Annotated in this window: 15 protein-coding genes, 2 tRNA genes, 4 rRNA genes and 1 pseudogene; 14 read left to right on the top strand and 8 right to left on the bottom strand. The window is 61.9% G+C overall.

Annotation, left to right across the window (positions count from 1 at the left end; translation table 11 throughout):
- Positions 1-3: 3 nt before the first annotated feature.
- Both FA90_RS17450 and FA90_RS17455 read right to left on the bottom strand, forming a co-directional pair.
- Positions 4-1,532 (bottom strand): 16S ribosomal RNA (locus FA90_RS17450).
- A gap of 450 nt (positions 1,533-1,982) precedes the next feature.
- Complete coding sequence (locus FA90_RS17455) at positions 1,983-2,816, bottom strand: DUF1080 domain-containing protein (protein WP_036170811.1); 834 nt, start codon at positions 2,814-2,816, stop codon at positions 1,983-1,985.
- Positions 2,817-3,039: 223 nt separating this feature from the next.
- Between FA90_RS17455 and FA90_RS17460 the strand changes: the two genes are divergently transcribed.
- The 9 genes and pseudogenes from FA90_RS17460 to FA90_RS17500 all read left to right on the top strand — a co-directional run bounded on the left by FA90_RS17460 (position 3,040) and on the right by FA90_RS17500 (position 12,954).
- Positions 3,040-3,906, top strand: a complete 867-nt coding sequence (locus FA90_RS17460; protein ID WP_036170813.1) for an AraC family transcriptional regulator — start codon at positions 3,040-3,042, stop codon at positions 3,904-3,906.
- Between the two features lie 45 nt (positions 3,907-3,951).
- A complete protein-coding gene (locus FA90_RS17465) occupies positions 3,952-4,530 on the top strand; it encodes a gluconate 2-dehydrogenase subunit 3 family protein (RefSeq protein WP_036170816.1) in 579 nt (192 codons plus the stop codon).
- A 22-nt stretch (positions 4,531-4,552) separates the two neighbouring features.
- Positions 4,553-6,292: a GMC oxidoreductase gene (locus FA90_RS17470; protein ID WP_036170820.1), complete on the top strand. Its 1,740-nt coding sequence runs from the start codon at positions 4,553-4,555 to the stop codon at positions 6,290-6,292.
- Between the two features lie 25 nt (positions 6,293-6,317).
- The gene (locus FA90_RS17475) at positions 6,318-7,184 is read left to right on the top strand and encodes a sugar phosphate isomerase/epimerase (RefSeq protein WP_036170823.1); all 867 of its coding nucleotides are present in this window, start codon (positions 6,318-6,320) and stop codon (positions 7,182-7,184) included.
- Positions 7,185-7,197: 13 nt separating this feature from the next.
- Positions 7,198-8,689: pseudogene (locus FA90_RS17480) on the top strand (sugar ABC transporter ATP-binding protein).
- The gene (locus FA90_RS17485; protein WP_036170839.1) at positions 8,667-9,677 is read left to right on the top strand and encodes an ABC transporter permease; all 1,011 of its coding nucleotides are present in this window, start codon (positions 8,667-8,669) and stop codon (positions 9,675-9,677) included. Before FA90_RS17480 ends, FA90_RS17485 begins: the two are co-directional and overlap by 23 nt.
- Positions 9,678-9,705: 28 nt before the next feature.
- Positions 9,706-10,680 carry a substrate-binding domain-containing protein gene (locus FA90_RS17490; protein WP_081933908.1) on the top strand — a complete coding sequence of 325 codons (975 nt, stop codon included), beginning with the start codon at positions 9,706-9,708 and terminating at the stop codon, positions 10,678-10,680.
- Positions 10,681-10,714: 34 nt separating this feature from the next.
- Positions 10,715-11,770, top strand: a complete 1,056-nt coding sequence (locus FA90_RS17495; RefSeq protein WP_036170845.1) for a sugar phosphate isomerase/epimerase — start codon at positions 10,715-10,717, stop codon at positions 11,768-11,770.
- Positions 11,767-12,954, top strand: a complete 1,188-nt coding sequence (locus tag FA90_RS17500) for a Gfo/Idh/MocA family protein (RefSeq protein ID WP_239700795.1) — start codon at positions 11,767-11,769, stop codon at positions 12,952-12,954. Before FA90_RS17495 ends, FA90_RS17500 begins: the two co-directional genes overlap by 4 nt.
- Before the next feature lie 5 nt (positions 12,955-12,959).
- Here the strand turns inward: FA90_RS17500 and FA90_RS17505 are convergent, their stop codons facing one another.
- Entirely contained in the window at positions 12,960-13,877 is a 918-nt protein-coding gene (locus FA90_RS17505; protein WP_036170848.1) for a LysR family transcriptional regulator, read from the bottom strand.
- A gap of 121 nt (positions 13,878-13,998) precedes the next feature.
- Between FA90_RS17505 and FA90_RS17510 the strand changes: the two genes are divergently transcribed.
- Positions 13,999-14,883, top strand: coding sequence for an aldo/keto reductase family oxidoreductase (locus FA90_RS17510; RefSeq protein WP_036170851.1), 885 nt, complete (start codon positions 13,999-14,001; stop codon positions 14,881-14,883).
- A 147-nt stretch (positions 14,884-15,030) separates the two neighbouring features.
- Here the strand turns inward: FA90_RS17510 and rrf are convergent.
- The 5 genes from rrf to FA90_RS17535 form a co-directional block, all read right to left on the bottom strand.
- Positions 15,031-15,143 (bottom strand): 5S ribosomal RNA (gene rrf, locus FA90_RS17515).
- Between the two features lie 117 nt (positions 15,144-15,260).
- Positions 15,261-18,134, bottom strand: a 23S ribosomal RNA gene (locus FA90_RS17520).
- Between the two features lie 223 nt (positions 18,135-18,357).
- A tRNA-Ala gene (locus FA90_RS17525) sits at positions 18,358-18,433 on the bottom strand.
- Positions 18,434-18,535: 102 nt separating this feature from the next.
- Positions 18,536-18,612: transfer RNA gene (locus FA90_RS17530), tRNA-Ile, on the bottom strand.
- Positions 18,613-18,689: 77 nt separating this feature from the next.
- A 16S ribosomal RNA gene (locus FA90_RS17535) occupies positions 18,690-20,218 on the bottom strand.
- The 16S, 23S and 5S rRNA genes sit together here with 2 tRNA genes alongside, the layout of an rRNA operon.
- A 494-nt stretch (positions 20,219-20,712) precedes the next feature.
- Between FA90_RS17535 and FA90_RS17545 the strand changes: the two genes are divergently transcribed.
- From FA90_RS17545 to FA90_RS17560, 4 genes are all read left to right on the top strand, one after another.
- Positions 20,713-22,227 carry a B12-binding domain-containing radical SAM protein gene (locus FA90_RS17545; protein ID WP_036170857.1) on the top strand — a complete coding sequence of 505 codons (1,515 nt, stop codon included), beginning with the start codon at positions 20,713-20,715 and terminating at the stop codon, positions 22,225-22,227.
- 144 nt (positions 22,228-22,371) lie between these two features.
- On the top strand, positions 22,372-23,505 hold the full coding sequence (locus FA90_RS17550) for an ABC transporter permease (protein ID WP_036170860.1): 1,134 nt from the start codon (positions 22,372-22,374) through the stop codon (positions 23,503-23,505).
- Positions 23,502-24,317, top strand: coding sequence for an ABC transporter ATP-binding protein (locus FA90_RS17555; protein WP_036170863.1), 816 nt, complete (start codon positions 23,502-23,504; stop codon positions 24,315-24,317). The genes FA90_RS17550 and FA90_RS17555 overlap by 4 nt, the downstream gene beginning before the upstream one ends.
- Before the next feature lies 1 nt (position 24,318).
- Positions 24,319-25,266, top strand: coding sequence for an MlaD family protein (locus FA90_RS17560; RefSeq protein ID WP_036170866.1), 948 nt, complete (start codon positions 24,319-24,321; stop codon positions 25,264-25,266).
- Positions 25,267-25,271: the final 5 nt, after the last annotated feature.

A 25,271-nucleotide genomic window follows, 5' to 3' on the forward strand; every position in this document is an offset into this window, starting at 1 on the left:
TAGAAAGGAGGTGATCCAGCCGCACCTTCCGATACGGCTACCTTGTTACGACTTCACCCCAGTCACGAATCCTACCGTGGTAAGCGCCCTCCTTGCGGTTAAGCTACCTACTTCTGGTAAAACCCGCTCCCATGGTGTGACGGGCGGTGTGTACAAGACCCGGGAACGTATTCACCGCGACATGCTGATCCGCGATTACTAGCGATTCCAACTTCACGCAGTCGAGTTGCAGACTGCGATCCGGACTACGATACACTTTCTGGGATTAGCTCCCCCTCGCGGGTTGGCGGCCCTCTGTATGTACCATTGTATGACGTGTGAAGCCCTACCCATAAGGGCCATGAGGACTTGACGTCATCCCCACCTTCCTCCGGTTTGTCACCGGCAGTCTCATTAGAGTGCCCTTTCGTAGCAACTAATGACAAGGGTTGCGCTCGTTGCGGGACTTAACCCAACATCTCACGACACGAGCTGACGACAGCCATGCAGCACCTGTGTTCAGGTTCCCTTTCGGGCACACCCGGATCTCTCCAGACTTCCTGACATGTCAAGGGTAGGTAAGGTTTTTCGCGTTGCATCGAATTAATCCACATCATCCACCGCTTGTGCGGGTCCCCGTCAATTCCTTTGAGTTTTAATCTTGCGACCGTACTCCCCAGGCGGTCTACTTCACGCGTTAGCTGCGTTACCAAGTCAATTAAGACCCGACAACTAGTAGACATCGTTTAGGGCGTGGACTACCAGGGTATCTAATCCTGTTTGCTCCCCACGCTTTCGTGCATGAGCGTCAGTCTTGACCCAGGGGGCTGCCTTCGCCATCGGTGTTCCTCCACATCTCTACGCATTTCACTGCTACACGTGGAATTCTACCCCCCTCTGCCAGACTCCAGCCTTGCAGTCTCCAACGCAATTCCCAGGTTAAGCCCGGGGATTTCACGTCAGACTTACAAAACCGCCTGCGCACGCTTTACGCCCAGTAATTCCGATTAACGCTTGCACCCTACGTATTACCGCGGCTGCTGGCACGTAGTTAGCCGGTGCTTATTCTTCAGGTACCGTCATTAGCCCAAGGTATTAACCCAGGCCGTTTCTTCCCTGACAAAAGAGCTTTACAACCCGAAGGCCTTCTTCACTCACGCGGCATTGCTGGATCAGGCTTGCGCCCATTGTCCAAAATTCCCCACTGCTGCCTCCCGTAGGAGTCTGGGCCGTGTCTCAGTCCCAGTGTGGCTGGTCGTCCTCTCAGACCAGCTACTGATCGTCGCCTTGGTGAGCCTTTACCTCACCAACTAGCTAATCAGATATCGGCCGCTCCAAAAGCATGAGGCCCGAAGGTCCCCCACTTTCATCCGTAGATCGTATGCGGTATTAGCGTAACTTTCGCTACGTTATCCCCCACTTCTGGGTACGTTCCGATATATTACTCACCCGTTCGCCACTCGCCGCCAGGTTGCCCCGCGCTGCCGTTCGACTTGCATGTGTAAAGCATGCCGCCAGCGTTCAATCTGAGCCAGGATCAAACTCTTCAGTTCAATCTCTGTTTGCGACACTTTCGTGTCATCTGCTATTGCTAGCAGAGTCGCCCACTCAAAATACTGACCGTCGCCTCATTGCTGAGACAACGTATTTCTTTTGCGTGAACATTTGATAATTTAAGTATTCAGCAGCCACTTACGCGACTGCCGGCACCTCATCAAACGCCCACACTTATCGACTGTTTATTGTTAAAGAACTGTGTTCTGTACTGCCTTGCTGCGTTGTGCGAATCGTTTTGTTCGTCAGCAGCAGAGGAATGAGATTATGCAGTGTTTCGCGTTACTCGTCAACCCCTTCGTTTTCTGCAGTGCACTCGATCTTTTCGATCAAGCAAGTTTAACCCCTTGTTTCCGTTAAACATTTCGTGCGCTGCAGAAGCAGGAGACGAACTATAGCAAACATGAGCACACCCATGCAAGTGGCATAAAACCACATTAAGCCTGGCCTCAGAATTTCTCCGCGCTGGCCGGACCGCTCAAGGGCTTGATTTCGATATTGCGGAAAAACGCTTCCGATCCTTCCGACTGGATCGAAAACTTGCCGCGCGTGAGCGGCACCGCTTTGCCATCGACCACCTGGCGCGAGTTCTCCATCCGCAGCACCTCATGGCCGTTGACGATGTGGATCAGCGTTTTCCCATCGGCGATGATTTCCATCGTATTCCATTCACCCGACGGTTTCTCGTAATTGCCCTGCCTGAGGATGCGCGTCTGGAGGTCGGTGACCAGGGGCATCGAAGCATCGTAGCGATGGAACTTCCAGTTGCCCTGGTTGGCGTCGCCGGCGTGGGCGTCGACCATCACGTGGTCAAGGCTGTAGTAATCGCCACAGAACCCCTCCTGCAGCTGGAATTCGTGGCTGCGCATCCAGTTACCGTCCTGCGCGCCCGCCGGACCGGTTGCGTAATACAGCATGCCGCTGTCGCGCGCGATGCTCAGGCGCGGCGCCCATTTCTTTTCACCCCACTTGAAATCGAACTTCAGGTGGAAATTTTCATATTCTCCAGTCGTCGAGACCGCGCCCCACTCCTCGCCGGACACCCGCAGCATGCCGTCGACGACCGTGACAACCTTGAGAGGATCCGTATTCAAGCCGCGCACCGAGGTCGGCACCTTCATGTTGTCGACCGGTGGCTGCATGGTGATCCAGGTGCTCCAGCCCGACAAATCCTTGCCGTTGAAAAGCGGGGTCCATCCATTGTCGGCGGCATGCAACGGTGCGTTCAGCGCGAAAACAGCACTCAACACGCCCAATCGGGCGAGGCGGCTCAAGCAGGTCATTGGGTATCTCCATGGTGTGGTAACCCGTCTTTGCGGGCCGCGCTCAATCTAGCATGGCGCATTTGGCAAGGCTATCAGCGCGGACCAGCTTGCCGAATTCGTTATAAATTTTTCCGATTTCCTGACATGGGCCAACTTTTCCGAATGCTAATATCACTGCATAAGGGAACCGAAAACCACTGCGTTTTTAGAGTTCCCGTCAAGGAGACGGAGGCAACGCGGGATGAGCACACTGATCATCGGCATGGGCATGGTCGTCGCCCACGGTTCGGAAAAAGACCAGCGGGACAGCAGCCAGGCACGTCTGGCGCATGCGGCGGCCTATAAAGCCTGTGCGAGCTTTTTCGACGACCACGGCATCTCCACGCCCAGCACGCTGTTCGATACCCTCTCCGATACCTATTACTTTGCGAAGAACACCGCCGGCCAGTTCGTCTGGGGCAATCGTCTGCTGCAGGAACAGAACAAGCTTGCCAACGTCAACGACATCCTCGGCAAGACCGACCACGATTTCTTCCGGCGCGACATCGCCGACCGCATCCGCGCCGACGATCTGGAAGTGATCAATACCGGCGTCACGGTCAAGAACAAGCTGGAGGTGATCGACAGCGGCAATGGCGAATTGACCTGGCTGTTCACGACCAAGGCGCCGATCCGCAACCGGGACGGCGATATCGTCGGCATCGAAGGGTTTTCGCGCGATGCGCGCCGCTCGCAGGACACGATCGCGCCCTTCCACGAATTCAAGGCCTGCATCGAATACCTGCAAGAGCACCTGATGGAAAACATCGGCATCGATCATCTGGCGAAGCTGTCCTGCATGTCGCTGTCGACCTTCGAGCGCAAATTCAAGCAGCATTTCTCGCTCACGCCCAAGCAATACATCCTGCACATGAAAGTGCACGAAGCCTGCCGCATGCTGCCCACCGCGAGCAGCATCGCGCGCGTGGCGGTGGAGACGGGATTCGGCGGCCAGAGTTATTTCACCAAGCAGTTCCGCAGCGTCGTCGGGATCACACCCAAACAATATCTGCTGTCGCTGGCCAGCCGGTCAGGCGGCACCCGGCGCCGCACCTCGGCCGCGGCCTGACACGCCCGCGCACCGATTCCCTGTCGTCTTTCTTGGAGGAGAGGCATGTCAATCACTGTAGATAGCGCGCGCCGCCAGGCCCTGCTGCGCCTGGGCGCCCTGTGCGGGCTGGCCTTGGGCGGCGACGTCCTGGCCGCCGTGGCCGCGCCCAAAACCGCATCCGGTGCGGACGCGCGTCCCGAATGGCTGACGCCCGATGAACTGGCGCAGACGGCCGTGCTGGCCGACCTGATCATCCCGCAGACCGACACCCCGGGCGCGCTGGCGGCCGGCGCCCCGCGCACCGTCGACCACCTGCTGGCCGTGTGCACGCCGGCGCCGGCCCAGGCGGCGTTTCGCACCGGCCTCGCGCGCATCGACGCGGTGGCCAAGGCGCAGGCAGGCCAGCGTTTCGCCAGCCTGCCGCCGACCCGCCAGGTCGCGCTGCTGCAGGCGCTCGACAACGGGACGGCACCCTTCACGGCGGGCGACATGCATTTCTTCCGCCAGCTGAAGGGGTATGTCGCGTTCGCCTACTACACCTCCGAACCCGGCGCCACGCAGGAGCTGGCTTACCTCCCGATCCCCGGCGGCTACAAAGGCAACGTCAAGGTCACCCCGTCCACCCGCACCTGGGCCATCTAGCCGATAGAGGAAGAACCCCGCAATGGAACCGGTCTCATCGTTTTATATCAAGAGCAGCCCCGAGCGCTTCGACGCGATCGTGGTCGGCTCGGGCATCACCGGCGGCTGGGCCGCCAAGGAACTCACCGAACGCGGCCTCAAGGTGCTGATGGTGGAACGCGGCCGCCCGGTCGAACACGGCGTCGACTACATCGGCGAGAACCACGCCGAGTGGACCATGCCCAACCGCGGCAAGGTCGACGAAAAGATCGCGCAGGAGCAGTTCCCGATCCAGCGCCAGTGCTACGCCTTCGACGAGCACACCAAGCAGTTCTGGAACAACGACCGCGACATGCCCTACTCCACGCCGGACGGGCGCCCGTTCAGCTGGATCCGGGGTAACCAGGTGGGCGGCAAGTCGCTGATGTGGGCGCGCCAGTCCTACCGCTGGAGCGACCTCGATTTCGAAGCGAACCTGAAAGATGGCCATGGCACCGACTGGCCGATCCGCTACGCCGACCTGGCGCCCTGGTACAGCCACGTCGAGCGCCACATCGGCGTCTCCGGCAGCAAGGAAGGCATGGCCGTGCTGCCCGATGGCGAGTTCCTGCCGCCGTTCGAGTTCAACACGGTCGAACAGGCGATGAAGCAGAAGTTCGACGCCAAGTACGCGCCGGCGCGCATGATCATCGGCCGCACCGCCAACCTGACCCGGCCGAGCGAAGCCCAGCTGGCCCAGGGCCGCGCCCAGTGCCAGGCGCGCAGCGAGTGCCAGCGCGGCTGTTCGTTCGGCGCGTATTTCTCGACCCAGAGCTCGACGCTGCCGGCCGCGATCGCGACCGGGCGCCTGCGCATCGCCACCAACAGCATCGTGCACAGCGTGCTGTACGATCCGAAGACCAACCGCGCGACCGGGGTGCGCGTGATCGATGCAGAAACCCGCGACACGCGCGAGTACCACGCGCGCGTTGTGCTGCTGTGCGCCTCGACGCTGGGCTCGACCGCGGTGCTGCTCAACTCCAAGTCCGCGGCCTTCCCGAACGGCCTGGCCAACTCCTCCGGCGTGCTCGGGCACTACCTGATGGACCACCTGTGGTCGGCCGGCGCTTCCGGCCGCGTCGAGGGCTTCGAGGACGATTACTACCAGGGCCGGCGCCCGACCGGCGCTTACATCCCGCGCTTTCGCAACGTGGTCGACAAGCACCCGGACTTCGTGCGCGGCTACGCCTTCGGCGGCGGCGCGTCGCGCGAGGGCTGGCAGTCGGCTGCCGGAAAGCCTGGCTTCGGCAAGGACTTCAAGGCCATGCTGCGAAAGCCGGGGCCCTGGCACTTCAACCTGTACGGCCAGGGCGAGATGCTGCCGCGCTACGAGAACATGGTCAGCCTGCACCCGACCAAGACCGACAAGTGGGGCATGCCGCTGCTGCACATCGACGTCACCCACGGCGACAACGACCACCGGATGCGCCAGGACATGGCCGACTCCGCCGCCAACATCCTCGAGTACCTGGGCGTCAAGGACATCAAGGCGACCATCGCGACCGACCAGGAATATCCGCCGGGCCTGGCGATCCACGAAGTCGGCACGGCGCGCATGGGGCGCGATCCGAAGACCTCGATCCTCAACGGCCACAACCAGGCCCACGACGTGCCGAACCTGTTCGTCACCGACGGCGCCTCGATGGCGTCCAGCGCCTGGCAAAACCCTTCGCTGACCTTCATGGCGCTGACCGCGCGCGCCTGCGCGTATGCGGTCGACCAGATGAAGGCCGGCACCATCTAATAAAACATCGAATACCGGAGACACGATGAACAACAATCTGAAACGCCTGGCCCTGCTGGCCGCCGCTTTGGGCGCCGGCGCCGCCTCGCTGCAGGCGCACGCCGCGCCGACCGATCCGCGCGTCGGTTTGCAACTGTGGTCGGTCAAGGACGAGATCAAGCAGGACTTCGAGGGCACGATGACGAAGATCGGCCAGCTCGGCTTCCAGGGCGTGGAGTTCGCCGGCGAGTTCGGTCCGTACAAGGACAACCCGGCCGGCCTGAAGGCCTTCATGGACAAGCACCACCTGCAGTGCGCCGGCGCCCACATGCACTTCGACCAGCTCGAGGGCGCGAGTTTTGAAACCACCACCGCGTTCTACAAGACGCTGGGGTGCTCGAACCTGGTGATCTCGATGGACAAGCGCGGCGCCAGTACCGAGCAGAGCGCGCAGATGAGCAAGGAGCTCACCGAGCTATCGACCAGGCTGGCCGCCAAGGGCATGCGCATCGGCTACCACAACCATGCGCAGGAGATGGCGGGTCCGGTCGGCAAGACGCCGTGGGACGTGATCGCGCACGGCACGCCCTCGGTGGCGATCATGCAGCAGGACGTCGGCTGGACCACCTATGCCGGCAAGGACCCGGTGGCCTACACCAGGACCTACCCGGGCCGTACCCGCACCACCCACTTCAAGGCCAAGCTGGTGCAGGGCTCGACGGACGGCGCCCCGATCATCGGCCAGGACAAGACCGACTGGGTGGCCCTGACGCGCGCGGTGCGCCAGGTCGGCGGCACCGACTGGATCATCATCGAGCAGGAAGAGTACCCGAACGGGATGGGCCAGCTCGAGACGGTGGCGGCGTCCATGAAAGGCTTGCAGGCGGTGCTGGCCAATCCGGCGGCGCGCTGACACGACGATTGATATGAGCCTGTCCGTCCGCTTCAACCACATCGTCAAGGACTTCGGCCCGGTGCGCGTGCTGCACGGGGTCGACTTCGCGCTGGAGCCGGGGCGCGTGGTCGGCCTGCTCGGCGAGAACGGCGCCGGCAAGTCCACGCTGATGAAGATCCTGGCCGGCTACGAGCGTCCCAGCGGCGGCCAATTGATCGTCGACGGCGCCGAGCGCCACTTCGCCGACGCACGCGACGCGGAAAGCATGGGCATCGCGCTGATCCACCAGGAGTTCAACCTGGCCGAGCACCTGAGCATCGCCCAGAACATCTTCCTCGGCCACGAAAAGACCCGCGGGGGCCTGCTGGACAAGCGCGCCATGCTGCGCGAGGCGGCAGCTTACCTCGAACAGGTCGGACTGGACGTCGATCCAGGCACGCGCGTGGCCGACCTGATCGTCGCCGAAAAAGCAGCTGGTCGAAATCGCCAAGGCGCTGTCGCGCCAGGCGCGCCTGCTGATCATGGACGAGCCGACCGCCAGCCTGTCGCCGGGCGAAACCAGAAAACTGTTCGCGCTGATGGCGCGCCTGAAGCGCGAAGGCGTCACCATCGTCTACATCTCGCACAAGCTCGACGAGATGGAAGCGCACACCGATGAAGTCGTCGTCATGCGCGACGGTAAATTCGTCACGCGCGCGCATACGGCGGACGTCAACCGCCAGCAGATGGCCAACCTGATGGTCGGCCGCGACGTGTCCGACATGTTCCAGCCCAAGCGCTTCGTCGCGCCCGACGCGCCGGTGCGATTAAGGGTATCGAACCTCGAGGTGCCGGGCTGGATCGAGGCCCTGTCGTTCGAGGTGCGCGCCGGCGAGATCCTCGGCTTCGCCGGCCTGGTCGGCGCCGGCCGCACCGAAGCCTTCGAGGCCATCCTCGGCTTGCGTCCGCGCAGCGGCGGCGCGGTCGAGATCGACGGCCAACCCGTCATCATCCGCAATCCGCGCGACGCCATGCGCCTGGGCCTGACCTACCTGAGCGAAGACCGCAAGGGCAAGGGCCTGCACGTCGACCTCGGCCTGCGCCAAAACCTGACGATGATGACGCTCGAGCGCGACGCCCGCCCCTGGCTCGACATCAAGGGCGGCCGCGCCGCGCTCGACAAGGCCATCGCCGACTTCGGCATCCGCCTGCGCGATCCGGACTGCGCTGCGCGCTCGCTCTCGGGCGGCAACCAGCAGAAGCTGGCGCTGGCCAAGTACCTGCATTCCGACCCGCGCGTGGTGGTGCTGGACGAGCCGACGCGCGGCGTCGACGTCGGCGCCAAGCGCGACATCTATTCTCTAGTCCACCGCCTGGCCAGTGAAGGCCGTGCGGTGGTCGTCATCTCGTCCGAACTGATCGAACTGATCGGCCTGGCCCACCGGGTGGCGGTGCTGCACGGCGGCCGCCTGCAGGCCGTGCTCGGCCCCGACCAACTCAACGAAGAAAACCTGATCGCCCATGCAACCGACACCCACCAGTAAGCCCAACAAGAGCGCCGCTTCCCTGGCGGGGCTCGAACGCCTGAAGGGCATCGGGCCGGTCATCGCGCTGGTCCTGCTGTGCATCGCCGGCGCCCTGCTCAACCCGGATTTCGCCACGCTCGACAACATGATGAACGTGCTGACCCGCACCGCCTTCATCGGCATCATCGCGGTCGGCATGACCTTCGTGATCGTCTCGGGCGGCATCGACTTGTCGGTCGGCTCGATGGCGGCGCTGATCGCCGGCGTGATGATCGTGGCGATGAACGCGCTGGTCGCGGGTGCGCATCCGATGGCGGCGCCGGCGGTGATTCTGGTCGGCGTCGCGCTGGCGCTGGCGCTGGGCGCGCTGTTCGGCACCGCGCACGGCCTGTTGATCTCGCGCGGGCGCATCGAAGCCTTCATCGTCACGCTCGGCACGCTCGGCATCTTCCGCGCGGTGCTGACCTGGCTGGCCGACGGCGGTGCGCTGAGCCTCGATTTCAACCTGTCCGAATCGTATGGCCCGGTGTACTACCAGAGCGTGCTTGGGGTGCCGATCCCGGTGTGGGTGTTCGCGCTGGTCGCGATTGGCGGCGCCGTGATCCTGAACCGCACCGCTTACGGCCAGCACGTGCAGGCGATCGGCTCGAACGAGCAGGTGGCGCGCTATGCCGCGATCCGCGTCGACCGCGTAAAAGTGCTGACCTACCTGCTGCTGGGCGTGTGCGTGGCGATCGCCACCATCCTGTACGTGCCGCGCCTGGGCTCGGCCACGCCGACCACCGGCATCCTGTGGGAACTGGAAGCGATCGCCGCGGTCGTCGTCGGCGGCACCTCGCTGCGCGGCGGCGCGGGCCGCGTGATGGGCACCGTGATCGGCGCGATCCTGCTGTCCGTGATCGGCAACATCCTCAACCTCACCAGCATCATCAGCGTGCACCTGAATCCGGCGGTGCAGGGCGTGGTGATCATCGCCGTGGCCTACCTGCAGCGCGGCCGCCGCTGATTTTTTATTCTTTGACCAGGAAATCCGTATGCGTTCATCTTCCTCTTTCACGCGGCGCTCGGCTTTGATCGCCGCATGCGCCCTCGCCCTTGGCGCCGGCCCGGCGTTCGCCGCCGCCCCTGCTCCACTCACGCTCGGCGTCGCGATTCCGACCGCGACCCACGGCTTCACCGCCGGCATCGTCTATTGGGCCAACCAGGCCAAGCGCGAGCTGGAAGCGGCCAACCCCGGCATGAAAGTCATCATCAAGGCTGCCGGCAGCACGCCCGAGCAGGCCAACCAGGTGCAGGACCTGCTGGTGGTGAACAAGATGAACGCGCTGGTGCTGCTGCCGCTCGAATCGGCATCGCTGACCCAGCCGGCGGCACAGGTGAAGAACAAGGGCGTGTACGTGACCGTGGTCGACCGCGGTCTCACCAATCCGGCGGCGCAGAACGCGTATGTCGCGGGCGACAACGGGGCGTTTGGCCGCCTGGCTGCGGGCTACCTGGCCAAGCAGTTGAACGGCAAGGGCAACGTCGTGGTCCTGCGCGGCATGCCGAGCACGATCGACAACGAGCGCGTGAACGCCTTCAACGACGAGATCAGGAAGACCCCGGGGATCAAGGTGCTCGACGCGAAGTACGGCAACTGGAACCGCGACGACGCTTTCAAGGTCATGCAGGATTACCTGACCCGCTTCAGGCAGATCGACGCGGTCTGGGCTGCCGACGACGACATGGCGATCGGCGTGCTCAAGGCGATCGAACAGGCCAAGCGCACCGACATCAAGGAAGTGTTCGGCGGCGGCGGCGCCAAGCTGGCGGTCAAGCGTATTCTTGATGCCGACAAGCTGGTGCAGGCCGACGTGTCGTACTCGCCCAAGTTCATCTACGACGCCATCAAGATGACGGCCAACGCGCGCCTGAAGGGCCAGGCCCTGCCCCCGAAGACGATCGTGCCGTCGGTGCTGATCACGCGCGACAACGCCAAGCAGTTCTACTTCCCTGATTCACCCTATTGATTACGCCTACTGATCATCGAATTAAAGGAAACGCATGAAGACCATCAAGGGACCGGCGATCTTCCTCGCCCAGTTCATGGGCAAGGACGCACCGTTCGACACGCTGGCCAACCTGGCCGGCTGGGCCAGGAGCCTCGGTTACGAGGGCATCCAGCTGCCCACCGACAAGCGCCTGATCGACCTCGATATCGCGGCCGACAGCCAGACCTACTGCGACGAGATCAACGGTGTGCTGGCCGAGAACGGCGTCGCGCTGACCGAGCTGTCGACCCACCTGCAGGGCCAGCTGGTGGCCGTGCATCCGGCCTACGACCAGCTGTTCGACGGCTTCGCGGCGCCCGAAGTGCGCGGCAATCCGCAGGCGCGCCAGGAGTGGGCGGTCGGCCAGGTCAAGGCGGCCGCCAAGGCCTCGCGCCGCTTGGGCGTCACCACGCACGCGAGCTTTTCGGGCGCGCTGGCCTGGCCCTACCTGTACCCGTGGCCGCAGCGCCCGGCCGGCCTGGTCGAGGAGGCGTTCGGCGAGCTGGCACGACGCTGGAAGCCGATCCTGGACACGTTCGACGATGCCGGCGTCGACGTCTGCTACGAGCTGCACCCGGGCGAAGACCTGCACGACGGCGTGACCTTCGAGCGCTTCCTGGAGGCGGTCGGCAACCACCCGCGCGCCAACATCCTTTACGACCCGAGCCACTTCGTGCTGCAGCAGCTCGACTACCTGGAATTCATCGACATCTACCATGAGCGCATCAAGGCCTTCCACGTGAAGGATGCCGAGTTCCGCCCGAACGGCCGCCAGGGTGTGTACGGGGGCTACAGCGGCTGGCTCGAGCGCGCGGGGCGCTTCCGCTCGCTGGGCGACGGCCAGATCGACTTCACCTCGATCTTCTCGAAGATGGCGCAGTACGACTACGCCGGCTGGGCCGTGCTCGAATGGGAGTGCTGCCTCAAGCATCCGGAAGACGGCGCGCGCGAAGGCGCCGACTTCATCCGCCGCCACATCATCCGCGTGTCCGAGCGCGCCTTCGACGACTTCGCCGGCAGCGGCGCCGACCGTGAACAGCTGCGCAAGCTGATGGGGATCCCGGCATGAGTGCGATCGGGGCCAACAGCGGCGGCACTGGCGCGGGCCGCAAGCTGCGCCTGGGGATGGTGGGCGGCGGCGACGGCGCCTTCATCGGCGCGGTGCACCGCATCGCCGCACGCCTCGACGATTGTTACGAGGTGGTGGCCGGTGCGCTATCGAGCGACGCGGAGCGCGCGCAGCGCAGCGGTGCGGCGATCGGACTCTCTTCCGATCGCGTCTACAGCGACTATCGCACGATGGCGCGGCTGGAAGCGGCGCGCGAAGACGGCATCGACGTGGTGGCGATCGTCACGCCGAACCACCTGCATGCGCCGGTGGCGACCGCCTTCCTGGAGGCCGGCATCCACGTCATCTGCGACAAGCCTTTGGGGATCTCGCTGGCCGAGGGGCAGGCGCTGGCCGACCTCGCGCACGCGCGCCAGCGCGTGTTCGCGCTCACGCACACGTACACCGGCTACCCGATGGTGCGCCATGCGCGCGAGCTGGTCGAATCCGGCGCGATCGGCGACGTGCGCCTGGTGCACGTCGAGTATGCGCAGGACTGGATGGCGGAAGCGGACAATCAAGCGGCCGAGTTCCAGTCGACCAACTGGCACAACGATCCGAAGCGCGCCGGGCCGACCGGCTGCACGGGCGACATCGGCACGCATGCCTTTCAGATCGCCGGCTTCGTCAGTGGCATCCAGCCGAACCAGATCATGGCCGAGCTGCACTCGTTCACGCCGAACCGCATCTTGGACGACCATGTGCAGGTGATGCTGCGCTATCCGAACGGCGCGCGCGGTATGTTGTGGGCCAGCCAGATGGCGACCGGCTGCGAGAACGGGCTCAAGCTGCGCGTGTTCGGCACCAAGGCCAGCCTGGCGTTCGACCAGGAGAATCCAAACGAGTTGTGGCTGACGCCACAGGGTGGCAGCGCGCAACGGCTGACGCGCGGACGGGTGCGCGGCGCCGCAGCGGAAGCGGCGACACGTGTGCCGAGCGGGCATCCGGAAGGCTACCTGGAAGCGTTCGCGCAGCTGTACCGCGACGCGGCCGCGCAAATCCATGCCGTGAATGCCGGGTTGCCGGTGCCGGCGGCGAGTGCGTGGCTGCCGACGGTGGTCGATGGTGTCGCCGGCATGAAGTTCATCGATGCGGTGCTGGCCAGCGATGAAGCCGGGTCGCGCTGGGTCGATCTGGCGGTGTAAGCGCGTCAGCGTGCTACGGGCGCTTGCGCCTCGTTGCGGATGAAGTCGACGAACGCGCGCAAGGGCGCCGGGACCAGCCGGCGTCCCGGGTAGTAGAGGTAAGGGCCGGAAAACGTCGGCCACCAATCTTCGAGTACCGGCTCCAGCTCGCGGCGTTCGAAATACGGGCGCAGCCAGTCTTCGAACAAGTGGACGACGCCAAGACCGGCGACCGCGGCTTCGACAGCCAGGTCGACGGCGCCGCCGATCTGCACCTGCAGCGGCCCATCCGGTTCGATCATCAGCCGCTCGCCGTCGCGTTCGAACTCGTACGCGACCACCGCCCCGCTGGGGAAACGTCCCCGCATGCACCTGTGGTTCAGCAGATCGCGCGGGTGCTCGGGACGGCCGTGCCGGTCGAGGTAGGCCGGCGACGCCGCGGCGGCCGCACGCTGCGTGCGCGGACCGATCGGCACCGCGATCATGTCCTGCTCGAGCCGCTCTTCATACCGGATACCCGCATCGCAGCCGGCGGCGAACACGTCGATGACGCTTTCCTCGGCCGTCACCTCCATGCGGATTTCAGGGTAGGCGGCCAGGAAGCGCGGCACGATCGACGGCAGTATCAGGCGCACCGCGGCGAGCGGCACGTTCAGGCGCAGGGTCCCGACGGGCGTATCGCGAAATCCGTTGACGACGTCGAGTGCGGCGTCGACCTCGTTCAGTACCGGGTCCAAGCGTGCAAGCAGCACGCGACCGACCTCGGTCGGCACGACGCTGCGCGTGGTGCGGTTCAGCAGACGCACGCCGAGACGTGTCTCGACACGGCGCACGGCGTCGCTCAGGCCGGAGGCGCTGCCGTTGGTGATACGCGCGGCTTCGCGAAAACCGCCGGCGCGGGCGACGGCGACGAAGGCGGACAAATCGCTGAGGTCGAATTTCATTGTTTATTCATGGTTTGCTGATTGTCCGTTTTCACGTACAGGGTGTGCTGACTATACCGGATTGCCTTGCACTGCGTCCCGTTCTATCGTTGACATACTGAACAACCAACAGGAGAACAGCATGTCCAGTATCGATCAAGCCGGCACCTACCTGCTCGGCGACCGCACGGTGCGCCGCCTCGGTTATGGCGCGATGCAACTCGCCGGCCCCGGCGTCTTTGGTCCGCCCAAGGATCCGGATGCGGCGCGCGCCGTGCTGCGCGAAGCGATTGCGCTCGGTGTGAATCACATCGACACCTCGGATTTCTATGGACCGCACGTGACCAACCAGCTGATCCGCGAGGCGCTGCGGCCGTATCCCGACGATCTGGTCATCGTCACCAAGATCGGTGCACGGCGCGATGCGCAGGGCGCCTGGCTACGTGCCGATTCGCCGGACGAGCTGCGTCAGGCGGTCCACGACAACCTGCGCAATCTGGGTTTGGAGACGCTGGACGTGGTCAACCTGCGCAGCATGCTGGATGTGCACGGTCCCGCCGAGGGCTCGCTCGAGGAACAGGTGACGGTGCTGGCGGAGATGCGGCAGCAGGGATTGGTCCGCCACGTGGGCTTGAGTAACGTGACGATGACGCAGGTGGAAGAAGCGTGCCGTATCGTACCGGTCGCGTGCGTGCAGAACATGTACAACCTGGCGCATCGCGGCGACGATGCACTGATCGACGCCCTAGCGCGCGACGGTATTCCTTATGTGCCGTTCTTTCCATTGGGAGGCTTTTCGCCGTTGCAGTCCGATGCGTTGTCGAGCGTCGCCTCGAATCTGGATGCGACGCCGATGCAGGTGGCGATCGCGTGGCTGCTGCAACGCTCGTCCAATGTGCTGCTGATTCCCGGGACCTCGTCGGTTGCGCACCTCAGAGAAAATCTGAAGGCGGCTGATCTCCTGCTGCCGAACGATGCGCTGGCGGTACTCGATGGGATTGGTCAGCCGGCCAAAGGGACACACTGAAATCGGGTTGTCCTGCACGCTGGCGGCGGCGCAGCCGCCGCCAGCGTATTGGCGTCGTCGAGGCGTGTTTTTCGGTCGGGGCATTCCGGCTTTGGAAAAGCAAAAAGCCCGCCCAGTATCAACTGGACGGGCTTCTGCGAATAATTAGCCTGACGATAACCTACTTTCACACTGGTTGCAGCACTATCATCGGCGCAAAGTCGTTTCACGGTCCTGTTCGGGATGGGAAGGGGTGGTACCGACTTGCTATGGTCATCAGGCATGACTTGTAGGGGCGTCGCGTTTGCGTTGGCTTGGCGCCGCCCTGAATCTGGAAGAAGTAGTTTTATCTGTTGTATCGAACTGCTGAACTTCATTGGCATGACTGCCAAGGTTATAGGGACAAGCCGTACGGGCAATTAGTATCGGTTAGCTTAATGCATTACTGCACTTCCACACCCGACCTATCAACGTCCTGGTCTCGAACGACCCTTCAAGGAGCTCAAGGCTCCGGGAAATCTCATCTCAAGGCGAGTTTCCCGCTTAGATGCTTTCAGCGGTTATCTCTTCCGAACTTAGCTACCCGGCAATGCCACTGGCGTGACAACCGGTACACCAGAGGTTCGTCCACTCCGGTCCTCTCGTACTAGGAGCAGCCCCCTTCAAATTTCCAACGCCCACGGCAGATAGGGACCAAACTGTCTCACGACGTTTTAAACCCAGCTCACGTACCACTTTAAATGGCGAACAGCCATACCCTTGGGACCGGCTACAGCCCCAGGATGTGATGAGCCGACATCGAGGTGCCAAACTCCCCCGTCGATATGAACTCTTGGGAGGAATCAGCCTGTTATCCCCAGAGTACCTTTTATCCGTTGAGCGATGGCCCTTCCATACAGAACCACCGGATCACTATGTCCTACTTTCGTACCTGCTCGACTTGTCGGTCTCGCAGTTAAGCACGCTTATGCCATTGCACTATTAGCACGATGTCCGACCGTACCTAGCGTACCTTCGAACTCCTCCGTTACACTTTAGGAGGAGACCGCCCCAGTCAAACTGCCTACCATGCACTGTCCCCGATCCGGATTACGGACCAAGGTTAGAACCTCAAACGAACCAGGGTGGTATTTCAAGGTTGGCTCCACGAGAACTGGCGTCCCCGCTTCAAAGCCTCCCACCTATCCTACACAGATTGGTTCAAAGTCCAATGCAAAGCTACAGTAAAGGTTCATGGGGTCTTTCCGTCTAGCCGCGGGTAGATTGCATCATCACAAACATTTCAACTTCGCTGAGTCTCGGGAGGAGACAGTGTGGCCATCGTTACGCCATTCGTGCAGGTCGGAACTTACCCGACAAGGAATTTCGCTACCTTAGGACCGTTATAGTTACGGCCGCCGTTTACTGGGACTTCAATCAAGAGCTTGCACCCCATCATTTAATCTTCCAGCACCGGGCAGGCGTCACACCCTATACGTCCACTTTCGTGTTTGCAGAGTGCTGTGTTTTTATTAAACAGTCGCAGCCACCAGTTTATTGCAACCCTTTCGCCCTCACACAGTAAAGTGATCAAGCTACCGGGGCGTACCTTTTCCCGAAGTTACGGTACCAATTTGCCGAGTTCCTTCTCCCGAGTTCTCTCAAGCGCCTTAGAATACTCATCTCGCCCACCTGTGTCGGTTTGCGGTACGGTCTCGTATGACTGAAGCTTAGAGGCTTTTCTTGGAACCACTTCCGATTGCTTCGCAGCTTAAAGCCGCTCGTCTCGACCCCTTGAATTACGTGCCCGGATTTGCCTAAGCACTTTCTATGAGTCAAAAACCAACTATTCCAACAGTTGGACAACCTTCCGCGATCCGTCCCCCCATCGCATCATACGACGGTGCAGGAATATTAACCTGCTTCCCATCAGCTACGCATCTCTGCCTCGCCTTAGGGGCCGACTCACCCTGCTCCGATGAACGTTGAACAGGAAACCTTGGGCTTTCGGCGAGAGGGCTTTTCACCCTCTTTATCGCTACTCATGTCAGCATTCGCACTTCTGATACCTCCAGCATCCTTCACAAGACACCTTCGCAGGCTTACAGAACGCTCTCCTACCATATGCTTGCGCATATCCGCAGCTTCGGTGACTGGCTTAGCCCCGTTACATCTTCCGCGCAGGACGACTCGATCAGTGAGCTATTACGCTTTCTTTAAATGATGGCTGCTTCTAAGCCAACATCCTGACTGTTTTAGCCTTCCCACTTCGTTTTCCACTTAGCCAATCTTTGGGACCTTAGCTGGCGGTCTGGGTTGTTTCCCTCTTGACGCCGGACGTTAGCACCCGACGTCTGTCTCCCAAGCTCGCACTCATCGGTATTCGGAGTTTGCAATGGTTTGGTAAGTCGCAATGACCCCCTAGCCATAACAGTGCTCTACCCCCGATGGTGATACTTGAGGCACTACCTAAATAGTTTTCGGAGAGAACCAGCTATTTCCAGGTTTGTTTAGCCTTTCACCCCTACCCACAGCTCATCCCCTAATTTTTCAACATTAGTGGGTTCGGACCTCCAGGGCGTGTTACCGCACCTTCATCCTGGCCATGGGTAGATCACCTGGTTTCGGGTCTACACCCAGCGACTGTCGCCCTATTCGGACTCGATTTCTCTACGGCTCCCCTACTTGGTTAACCTCGCCACTGAATGTAAGTCGCTGACCCATTATACAAAAGGTACGCCGTCACCCCACGAAGAGGCTCCGACTGTTTGTATGCACACGGTTTCAGGATCTATTTCACTCCCCTCCCGGGGTTCTTTTCGCCTTTCCCTCACGGTACTGGTTCACTATCGGTCGATTACGAGTATTTAGCCTTGGAGGATGGTCCCCCCATCTTCAGACAGGATTTCACGTGTCCCGCCCTACTTATCGTACGCTTAGTACCACCGATCAGATTTCGCATACGGGACTATCACCCACTATGGTTCCTATTTCCAGAGGACTTTGCTATCTGTTCGACTATTACGTACAGGCTCATCCCATTTCGCTCGCCACTACTTTGGGAATCTCGGTTGATTTCTTTTCCTGCAGCTACTTAGATGTTTCAGTTCGCCGCGTTCGCTTCGCATACCTATGTATTCAGTATGCGATGACCTAAAAGGCCGGGTTTCCCCATTCAGACATCTACGGATCAAAGCTCGTTTGCCAGCTCCCCGTAGCTTATCGCAGGCTACAACGTCTTTCATCGCCTGTAATCGCCAAGGCATCCACCATGTGCACTTATTCACTTGTCCCTATAACGTTGGCCCCTGCATGAGTGTCAGGGAACGTCATAGATCAAGTTCAGCTTACTTTGTTTGATACATACAGATTTTCTACCCTAAGTGTGCATTTGATCGTTGGATCAACTACACGCTTAAAGAAAACTTTACTTCTTCCAGATTGTTAAAGAACGAGAACTACACTTATCAAAATATAGCAGCGCTATGTTTTGATAAGAATAGTCTGAACAGTCGATGGTGGAGGATGACGGGATCGAACCGACGACCCCCTGCTTGCAAAGCAGGTGCTCTCCCAGCTGAGCTAATCCCCCCATGCCGCCTTTGTCATCTAAAAATGATCCGGCTCTGCCGGGCATTTTTAGCTAACGCAGTTCCAAACGAAAGTAGGTTTTTACTTTCGTTTGAAAGGGGCTTGGTAGGGCTGGTTGGACTCGAACCAACGACCCCCGCGTTATCAACACGGTGCTCTAACCAGCTGAGCTACAGCCCCGAAAACTGTTCTCTCTGTTCAACAGCCGATAAGCGTAGGCGCTTGATGATTGAGCGTTAGCTCAGGTGCCACTCTAGAAAGGAGGTGATCCAGCCGCACCTTCCGATACGGCTACCTTGTTACGACTTCACCCCAGTCACGAATCCTACCGTGGTAAGCGCCCTCCTTGCGGTTAAGCTACCTACTTCTGGTAAAACCCGCTCCCATGGTGTGACGGGCGGTGTGTACAAGACCCGGGAACGTATTCACCGCGGCATGCTGATCCGCGATTACTAGCGATTCCAACTTCACGCAGTCGAGTTGCAGACTGCGATCCGGACTACGATACACTTTCTGGGATTAGCTCCCCCTCGCGGGTTGGCGGCCCTCTGTATGTACCATTGTATGACGTGTGAAGCCCTACCCATAAGGGCCATGAGGACTTGACGTCATCCCCACCTTCCTCCGGTTTGTCACCGGCAGTCTCATTAGAGTGCCCTTTCGTAGCAACTAATGACAAGGGTTGCGCTCGTTGCGGGACTTAACCCAACATCTCACGACACGAGCTGACGACAGCCATGCAGCACCTGTGTTCAGGTTCCCTTTCGGGCACACCCGGATCTCTCCAGGCTTCCTGACATGTCAAGGGTAGGTAAGGTTTTTCGCGTTGCATCGAATTAATCCACATCATCCACCGCTTGTGCGGGTCCCCGTCAATTCCTTTGAGTTTTAATCTTGCGACCGTACTCCCCAGGCGGTCTACTTCACGCGTTAGCTGCGTTACCAAGTCAATTAAGACCCGACAACTAGTAGACATCGTTTAGGGCGTGGACTACCAGGGTATCTAATCCTGTTTGCTCCCCACGCTTTCGTGCATGAGCGTCAGTCTTGACCCAGGGGGCTGCCTTCGCCATCGGTGTTCCTCCACATCTCTACGCATTTCACTGCTACACGTGGAATTCTACCCCCCTCTGCCAGACTCCAGCCTTGCAGTCTCCAACGCAATTCCCAGGTTAAGCCCGGGGATTTCACGTCAGACTTACAAAACCGCCTGCGCACGCTTTACGCCCAGTAATTCCGATTAACGCTTGCACCCTACGTATTACCGCGGCTGCTGGCACGTAGTTAGCCGGTGCTTATTCTTCAGGTACCGTCATTAGCCCAAGGTATTAACCCAGGCCGTTTCTTCCCTGACAAAAGAGCTTTACAACCCGAAGGCCTTCTTCACTCACGCGGCATTGCTGGATCAGGCTTGCGCCCATTGTCCAAAATTCCCCACTGCTGCCTCCCGTAGGAGTCTGGGCCGTGTCTCAGTCCCAGTGTGGCTGGTCGTCCTCTCAGACCAGCTACTGATCGTCGCCTTGGTGAGCCTTTACCTCACCAACTAGCTAATCAGATATCGGCCGCTCCAAAAGCATGAGGCCCGAAGGTCCCCCACTTTCATCCGTAGATCGTATGCGGTATTAGCGTAACTTTCGCTACGTTATCCCCCACTTCTGGGTACGTTCCGATATATTACTCACCCGTTCGCCACTCGCCGCCAGGTTGCCCCGCGCTGCCGTTCGACTTGCATGTGTAAAGCATGCCGCCAGCGTTCAATCTGAGCCAGGATCAAACTCTTCAGTTCAATCTCTGTTTGCGACACTTTCGTGTCATTCGCTATCGCTAGCGAAGTCGCTCACTCAAAATACTGACCGTCGCCTCATTGCTGAGACAACGTATTTCTTTTGCGTGAACATTTGATAATTTAAGTATTCAGCAGCCACTTACGCGACTACCGGCACCTCATCAAACGCCCACACTTATCGACTGTTTATTGTTAAAGAACTGTGTTCTGTACTGCCTTGCTGCGTTGTGCGAATCGTTTTGTTCGTCAGCAGCAGAGAAGTGAGATTATGCAGTGTTTCGCGTTACTCGTCAACTTCTTTCAAGCAGCGTATCTTTTCGACACGCTCCTCATCATCACTCGCCGCGCTGTTTCGCGCCGACTTGTTTCCGAAGAGGGAAGCTATTATGCCAGCATAAAATCGCCTTCGCAAGGCCCTGATGGCGGACGGCACCGCACGGCCTCGGCGTACAATGCTCGCTTCATCCGCCCGCCTCATCCTATAGATCCGCACCATGACCATCCTGCTCTCGACCCTGAATGCCCGCTATGCCCACGCCTCGCTCGGCCTGCGCTACCTGCTGGCCAACATGGGGCCCTTGCAGGAGCAGACGACGCTGATGGAATTCGTCATCGGTGCGAAGACGACCGAGCTGGTCGAACGCCTCCTGGCGAAGCAGCCGCGGATCGTCGGCTTCGGCGTCTATATATGGAACGTCGAAGAAACGACCAGGGTCGTCGCGATGCTCAAGCGGGTCGCACCGGAGGTCGTGATCGTGCTGGGCGGCCCGGAAGTCTCGCACGAGACCGACAAGCAGGAGATCGTGCGCCTGGCGGACTACGTCGTCACCGGCTGGGGCGACATCACCTTTCCCAAGCTGTGCGGCGAGATCCTGCACGGCCCGAAGCCGCTGATGAAGATCCACGCCGGCGTCCAACCGCCGATGGCCGACATCCAGCTGCCCTACGCTTTATATAGCGACGACGATATCGCGCACCGCACGATCTACGTCGAAGCTTCGCGCGGTTGCCCGTTCAAGTGCGAGTTCTGCCTGTCCTCGCTCGACAAGACCGCCTGGCCGTTCGGCATCGACAGCTTCCTGGCCGAGATGGACAGCCTGTATGCGCGCGGCGCGCGCCTGTTCAAGTTCGTCGACCGTACCTTCAACCTGAACGTCAAGACCAGCCAGCGCATCATGCAGTTCTTCCTCGAGAAGATCGCAGCGCACCCCGATGAGCCGGTCTACGCTCACTTCGAACTGGTGCCCGATCACCTGCCCGAAGCGCTCAAGGCCACCATCGCCCAGTTCCCGCCGGGTGCGCTGCAGTTCGAGATCGGCATCCAGAGTTTCAATCCCGAGGTACAGACGCTGGTCAGCCGGCGCCAGGACAATGCCAAGGCGGCCGAGAACATCCGCTGGCTGACCACGCAGTCGCATGCCCACCTGCACGTCGACCTGATCGCCGGCCTGCCGGGCGAAGACGTCGACAGCTTCGCGCGCGGCTTCGACCAGCTGGTCGCGCTGGGACCGCACGAGATCCAGTTCGGCATCCTGAAACGCCTGCGCGGCACACCGATCATCCGCCACACCGAACCGTTCGGCATGGTCTACGACCCGTATCCGCCCTACACCGTGCTGGCCACCGACCGCATCGACTTCGCCACCATGCAGCGCCTGGTGCGCTTCGCGCGCTACTGGGACCTGGTGGCCAACTCGGGGCGCTTCAACCACACCGTCAAGGCGCTGCTGGCGGACAGCCCGTTCGCCAGCTTCATGGCGTTCTCTGATTGGATCTACACGCGGACCGACGCGACCCACCGCATCGCGCTGGAAAAGCTGGCCAGGCTGGTCCAGCAATGGCTGCAGCTGCGCGGCATGGCGCCCGCGGAGGCGGCCGCGCTGCTCGCCAGCGACTATGCCGGCAACGTCGACAAGCCGGCAAGGCAAGCCGGCAAGCCGCCCCACAGCGCCGCCGAACCGCGCAAGCCGGCCGCACCGGAACGCCAGGTCCGCCACCTCGCCGCCTGAACGCAGTTCGCGGGCGGCCTGAAAGCAGGCCGGGCGCCGATCCGTCGCGCACCCGCACAAGCACGCACCTGCGCACGCACCGGCGCACGAGCTCGCGCGGCGGTGCGTGTGGCAGCCACTGCGATTCTCTTTTACACTGCCGTAATGCGGATTGAAAATGCGCCAACATTAACTATCGAACATGCGAGTGCCGGCACGGAGCGATCCGTGGTGGCGCGCGGCGTATGGCAGGTCCATGCGCTGGCCGCGCGTGGGGCGCTCAAGACCATCAACAAGACCTTCAAGTCGCTGTCCGGCCAGGCGCTGGCCTGGGATCTGTCCGAGGTCGCCAGCCTGGATCACATCGGCGCGCAGATGTTCTGGAATGCCTGGGGCAAGCGGCGCCCGCAGCAGCTCAAGCTCGCCGCCAGACAGGAAGAGCTGTTCACCCGCGTCGAGCAGGCCGGCGCCATCACTCTGCCGCATACCCATACCAGCCCCCTGAACGGGATCATCATGCTGGGCCGCGGCGTATTGACCTTCTTCCAGCACCTGAACGACGCGATCTCGCTGGTGGGCCAGGTGGTGCAGGACCTGTGGCGCTTCGTCCGCCACCCGGGCACCGGTCCGTGGCGCGAGATCTCGGCCAACATCTACCATTCCGGCTTCCAGGCGCTCGGCATCACCGGCCTGGTGGGCTTCCTGATCGGCGTGGTGTTCTCCTACCTGTCGGCGCAACAGCTGCGCATGTTCGGCGGCGACATCTACCTGGTCAACCTGCTCGGCATGGCCGTGATCCGCGAACTCGGGCCGCTGCTGGCGGCGATCCTGGTGGCGGGCCGCTCCGGCTCGTCGATCACCGCCCAGCTGGGCGTAATGCGCGTGACCGAGGAACTCGATGCGATGCTGGTGATGGGCATCTCGCACGGCTACCGCCTGATCATGCCGAAGGTGCTGGCCCTCGCCCTGGCGATGCCGCTGCTGGTGGTCTGGACCGACGCCATCGCCCTGATCGGCGGCATGGTCTCGGCCAAGGTCGAATTGCACCTGGCGGCGCGCTACTTCATCCAGAAACTGCCGTCCGCGGTGCCGGTCGTGAACTACGGAATCGGCCTGGGCAAGGGGGTGGTGTTCGGCATGCTGATCGCGCTGGTGGCCTGCCACTTCGGCCTGCGCATCCAGCCCAACACGGAAAGCCTGGGGCGCGGCACCACCGCCTCGGTGGTCACCGCGATCACGGTGGTGATCCTGGCCGACGCCGTGTTCGCGATCGTCTTTTCGGGCGTGGGGTTCACATGACGGCCCGTGAACAGGTCGGCGCGCCGGTGGTCCAGATCCGCAATCTGTGGACGCGCTTCGGGCGCACCGTGGTGCACCAGGACCTGAACCTGGACATCTACGCCGGCGAGATCCTGTCGATCGTCGGCGGCTCCGGCACCGGCAAGACCACGCTGCTGCGCCAGATGCTCAGCCTGGAGCGCCCGAGCAGCGGCAGCGTGACCGTGTTCGGCGAAGACGTCAGCAGCGCCAGCCCGGAGCAGCTGCAGCGCATGCGCAACCACTGGGGCATGCTGTTCCAGCAGGGCGCGCTGTATTCGGCGCTGACCGTGTTCGACAACATCGCCCTGCCGCTGCGCGAGCTGCGCTCGCTGCCCGAGGACGTGGTGCGCGACGCCGTGCTGCTGAAGATGAACATGGTCGGCCTGACCCCGGCCGACGCCAGCAAGATGCCGTCCGACCTGTCCGGCGGCATGGTCAAGCGCGCTGCCCTCGCGCGCGCGCTCGCGCTCGAGCCGCAGCTGCTGTTCCTGGACGAGCCGACCTCCGGCCTGGACCCCGACCTGTCGGATGCCTTCGTGGCGCTGATCCAGACGCTGCACAGCGAATTGAACCTGACCGTGGTGATGGTCACGCACGACCTCGACACGCTGTTCGCGCTGTCCACGCGCATCGCGGTCCTGGCCGACAAGCACGTGATCGCCCTCGGTCCCTCATGCGACGTGATGCGCGTCGACCACCCCTTCATCAAACAATTTTTCCTCGGGCCGCGCGGCCGGCGGGCAGTCGAAGTGCTCGAACAACGCCTGGCCCGGAAGGACTCGGAAAGCTGATATGGAAAACAGATCCCACGCCCTGATGACCGGCTTCTTCACGGTCGCGCTGCTGGTCGCGGCGATCCTGGTCGGCCTGTGGCTGAACCGCGACCGCGCCAAGTCGGTGCCGTTCGAGATCGTCACCACCCAGACCATCCCCGGCCTGAACCCGCAGGGCACGGTGCGCTACCGCGGCCTGGAAGTCGGGCGCGTCGACGACATCCTGTTCGACCCGCGCGTGACCGGCCGGATCCTGATCCGGCTCTCGATCGACCAGGGCACCCCGGTCACCACCACCACCTTCGCCTCGCTCGGCTACCAGGGCGTGACCGGCATCGCGTTCGTGCAGCTCGACGACCAACGCACCGGCTCGCCGCTGCTGGCCAGCGATCCCGACCACCCGGCGCGCATTCCGCTGCACCCCGGCCTGATCGACCAGCTGGAAACCCGCGGCCTGGCGATCCTGGAAAAGAGCGAGCGCATCACCGACAGCCTGAACAACATCCTCAGCAAGGAAAACCAGGACAAGCTGACCGGCGCTTTCGACAGCATCAACAAGGCGGCCGCCGCCTACGCCGAGATCCCGCAGCAGCTGCAGCCGACGCTGGCGCGCCTGCCGGCGCTGACCGACAAGATCGACCAGAGCCTGAACTCGGTGAACCAGCTGGCCGCCAGCGCCACCGGCACCGTCCAGAGCTACGGCCGCCTGGCCGACAGCCTGCAGGCGCCGGGCGGACCGATCGAGCGCGCCACCAACGCCATCGGCTCGCTCGAAGCCGTGACCTCCGACCTCGAGCTGCAGACCCTGCCGCACGTGGTCGAGATGACCGACGAGGCCAGGACCTCGCTGCGCGCCGTGCGGCGCACCGTGACCGGCCTGGGCGAGCGCCCGCAGAGCATCCTGTTCGGCGCCCCGGCGCCCCAGCCCGGCCCCGGCGAACCCGGCTTCGTTCCCCCGACCAAATGAGGACT

It is taken from the genome of Massilia sp. 9096 (assembly GCF_000745265.1).
Lineage (GTDB): Bacteria > Pseudomonadota > Gammaproteobacteria > Burkholderiales > Burkholderiaceae_D > Telluria.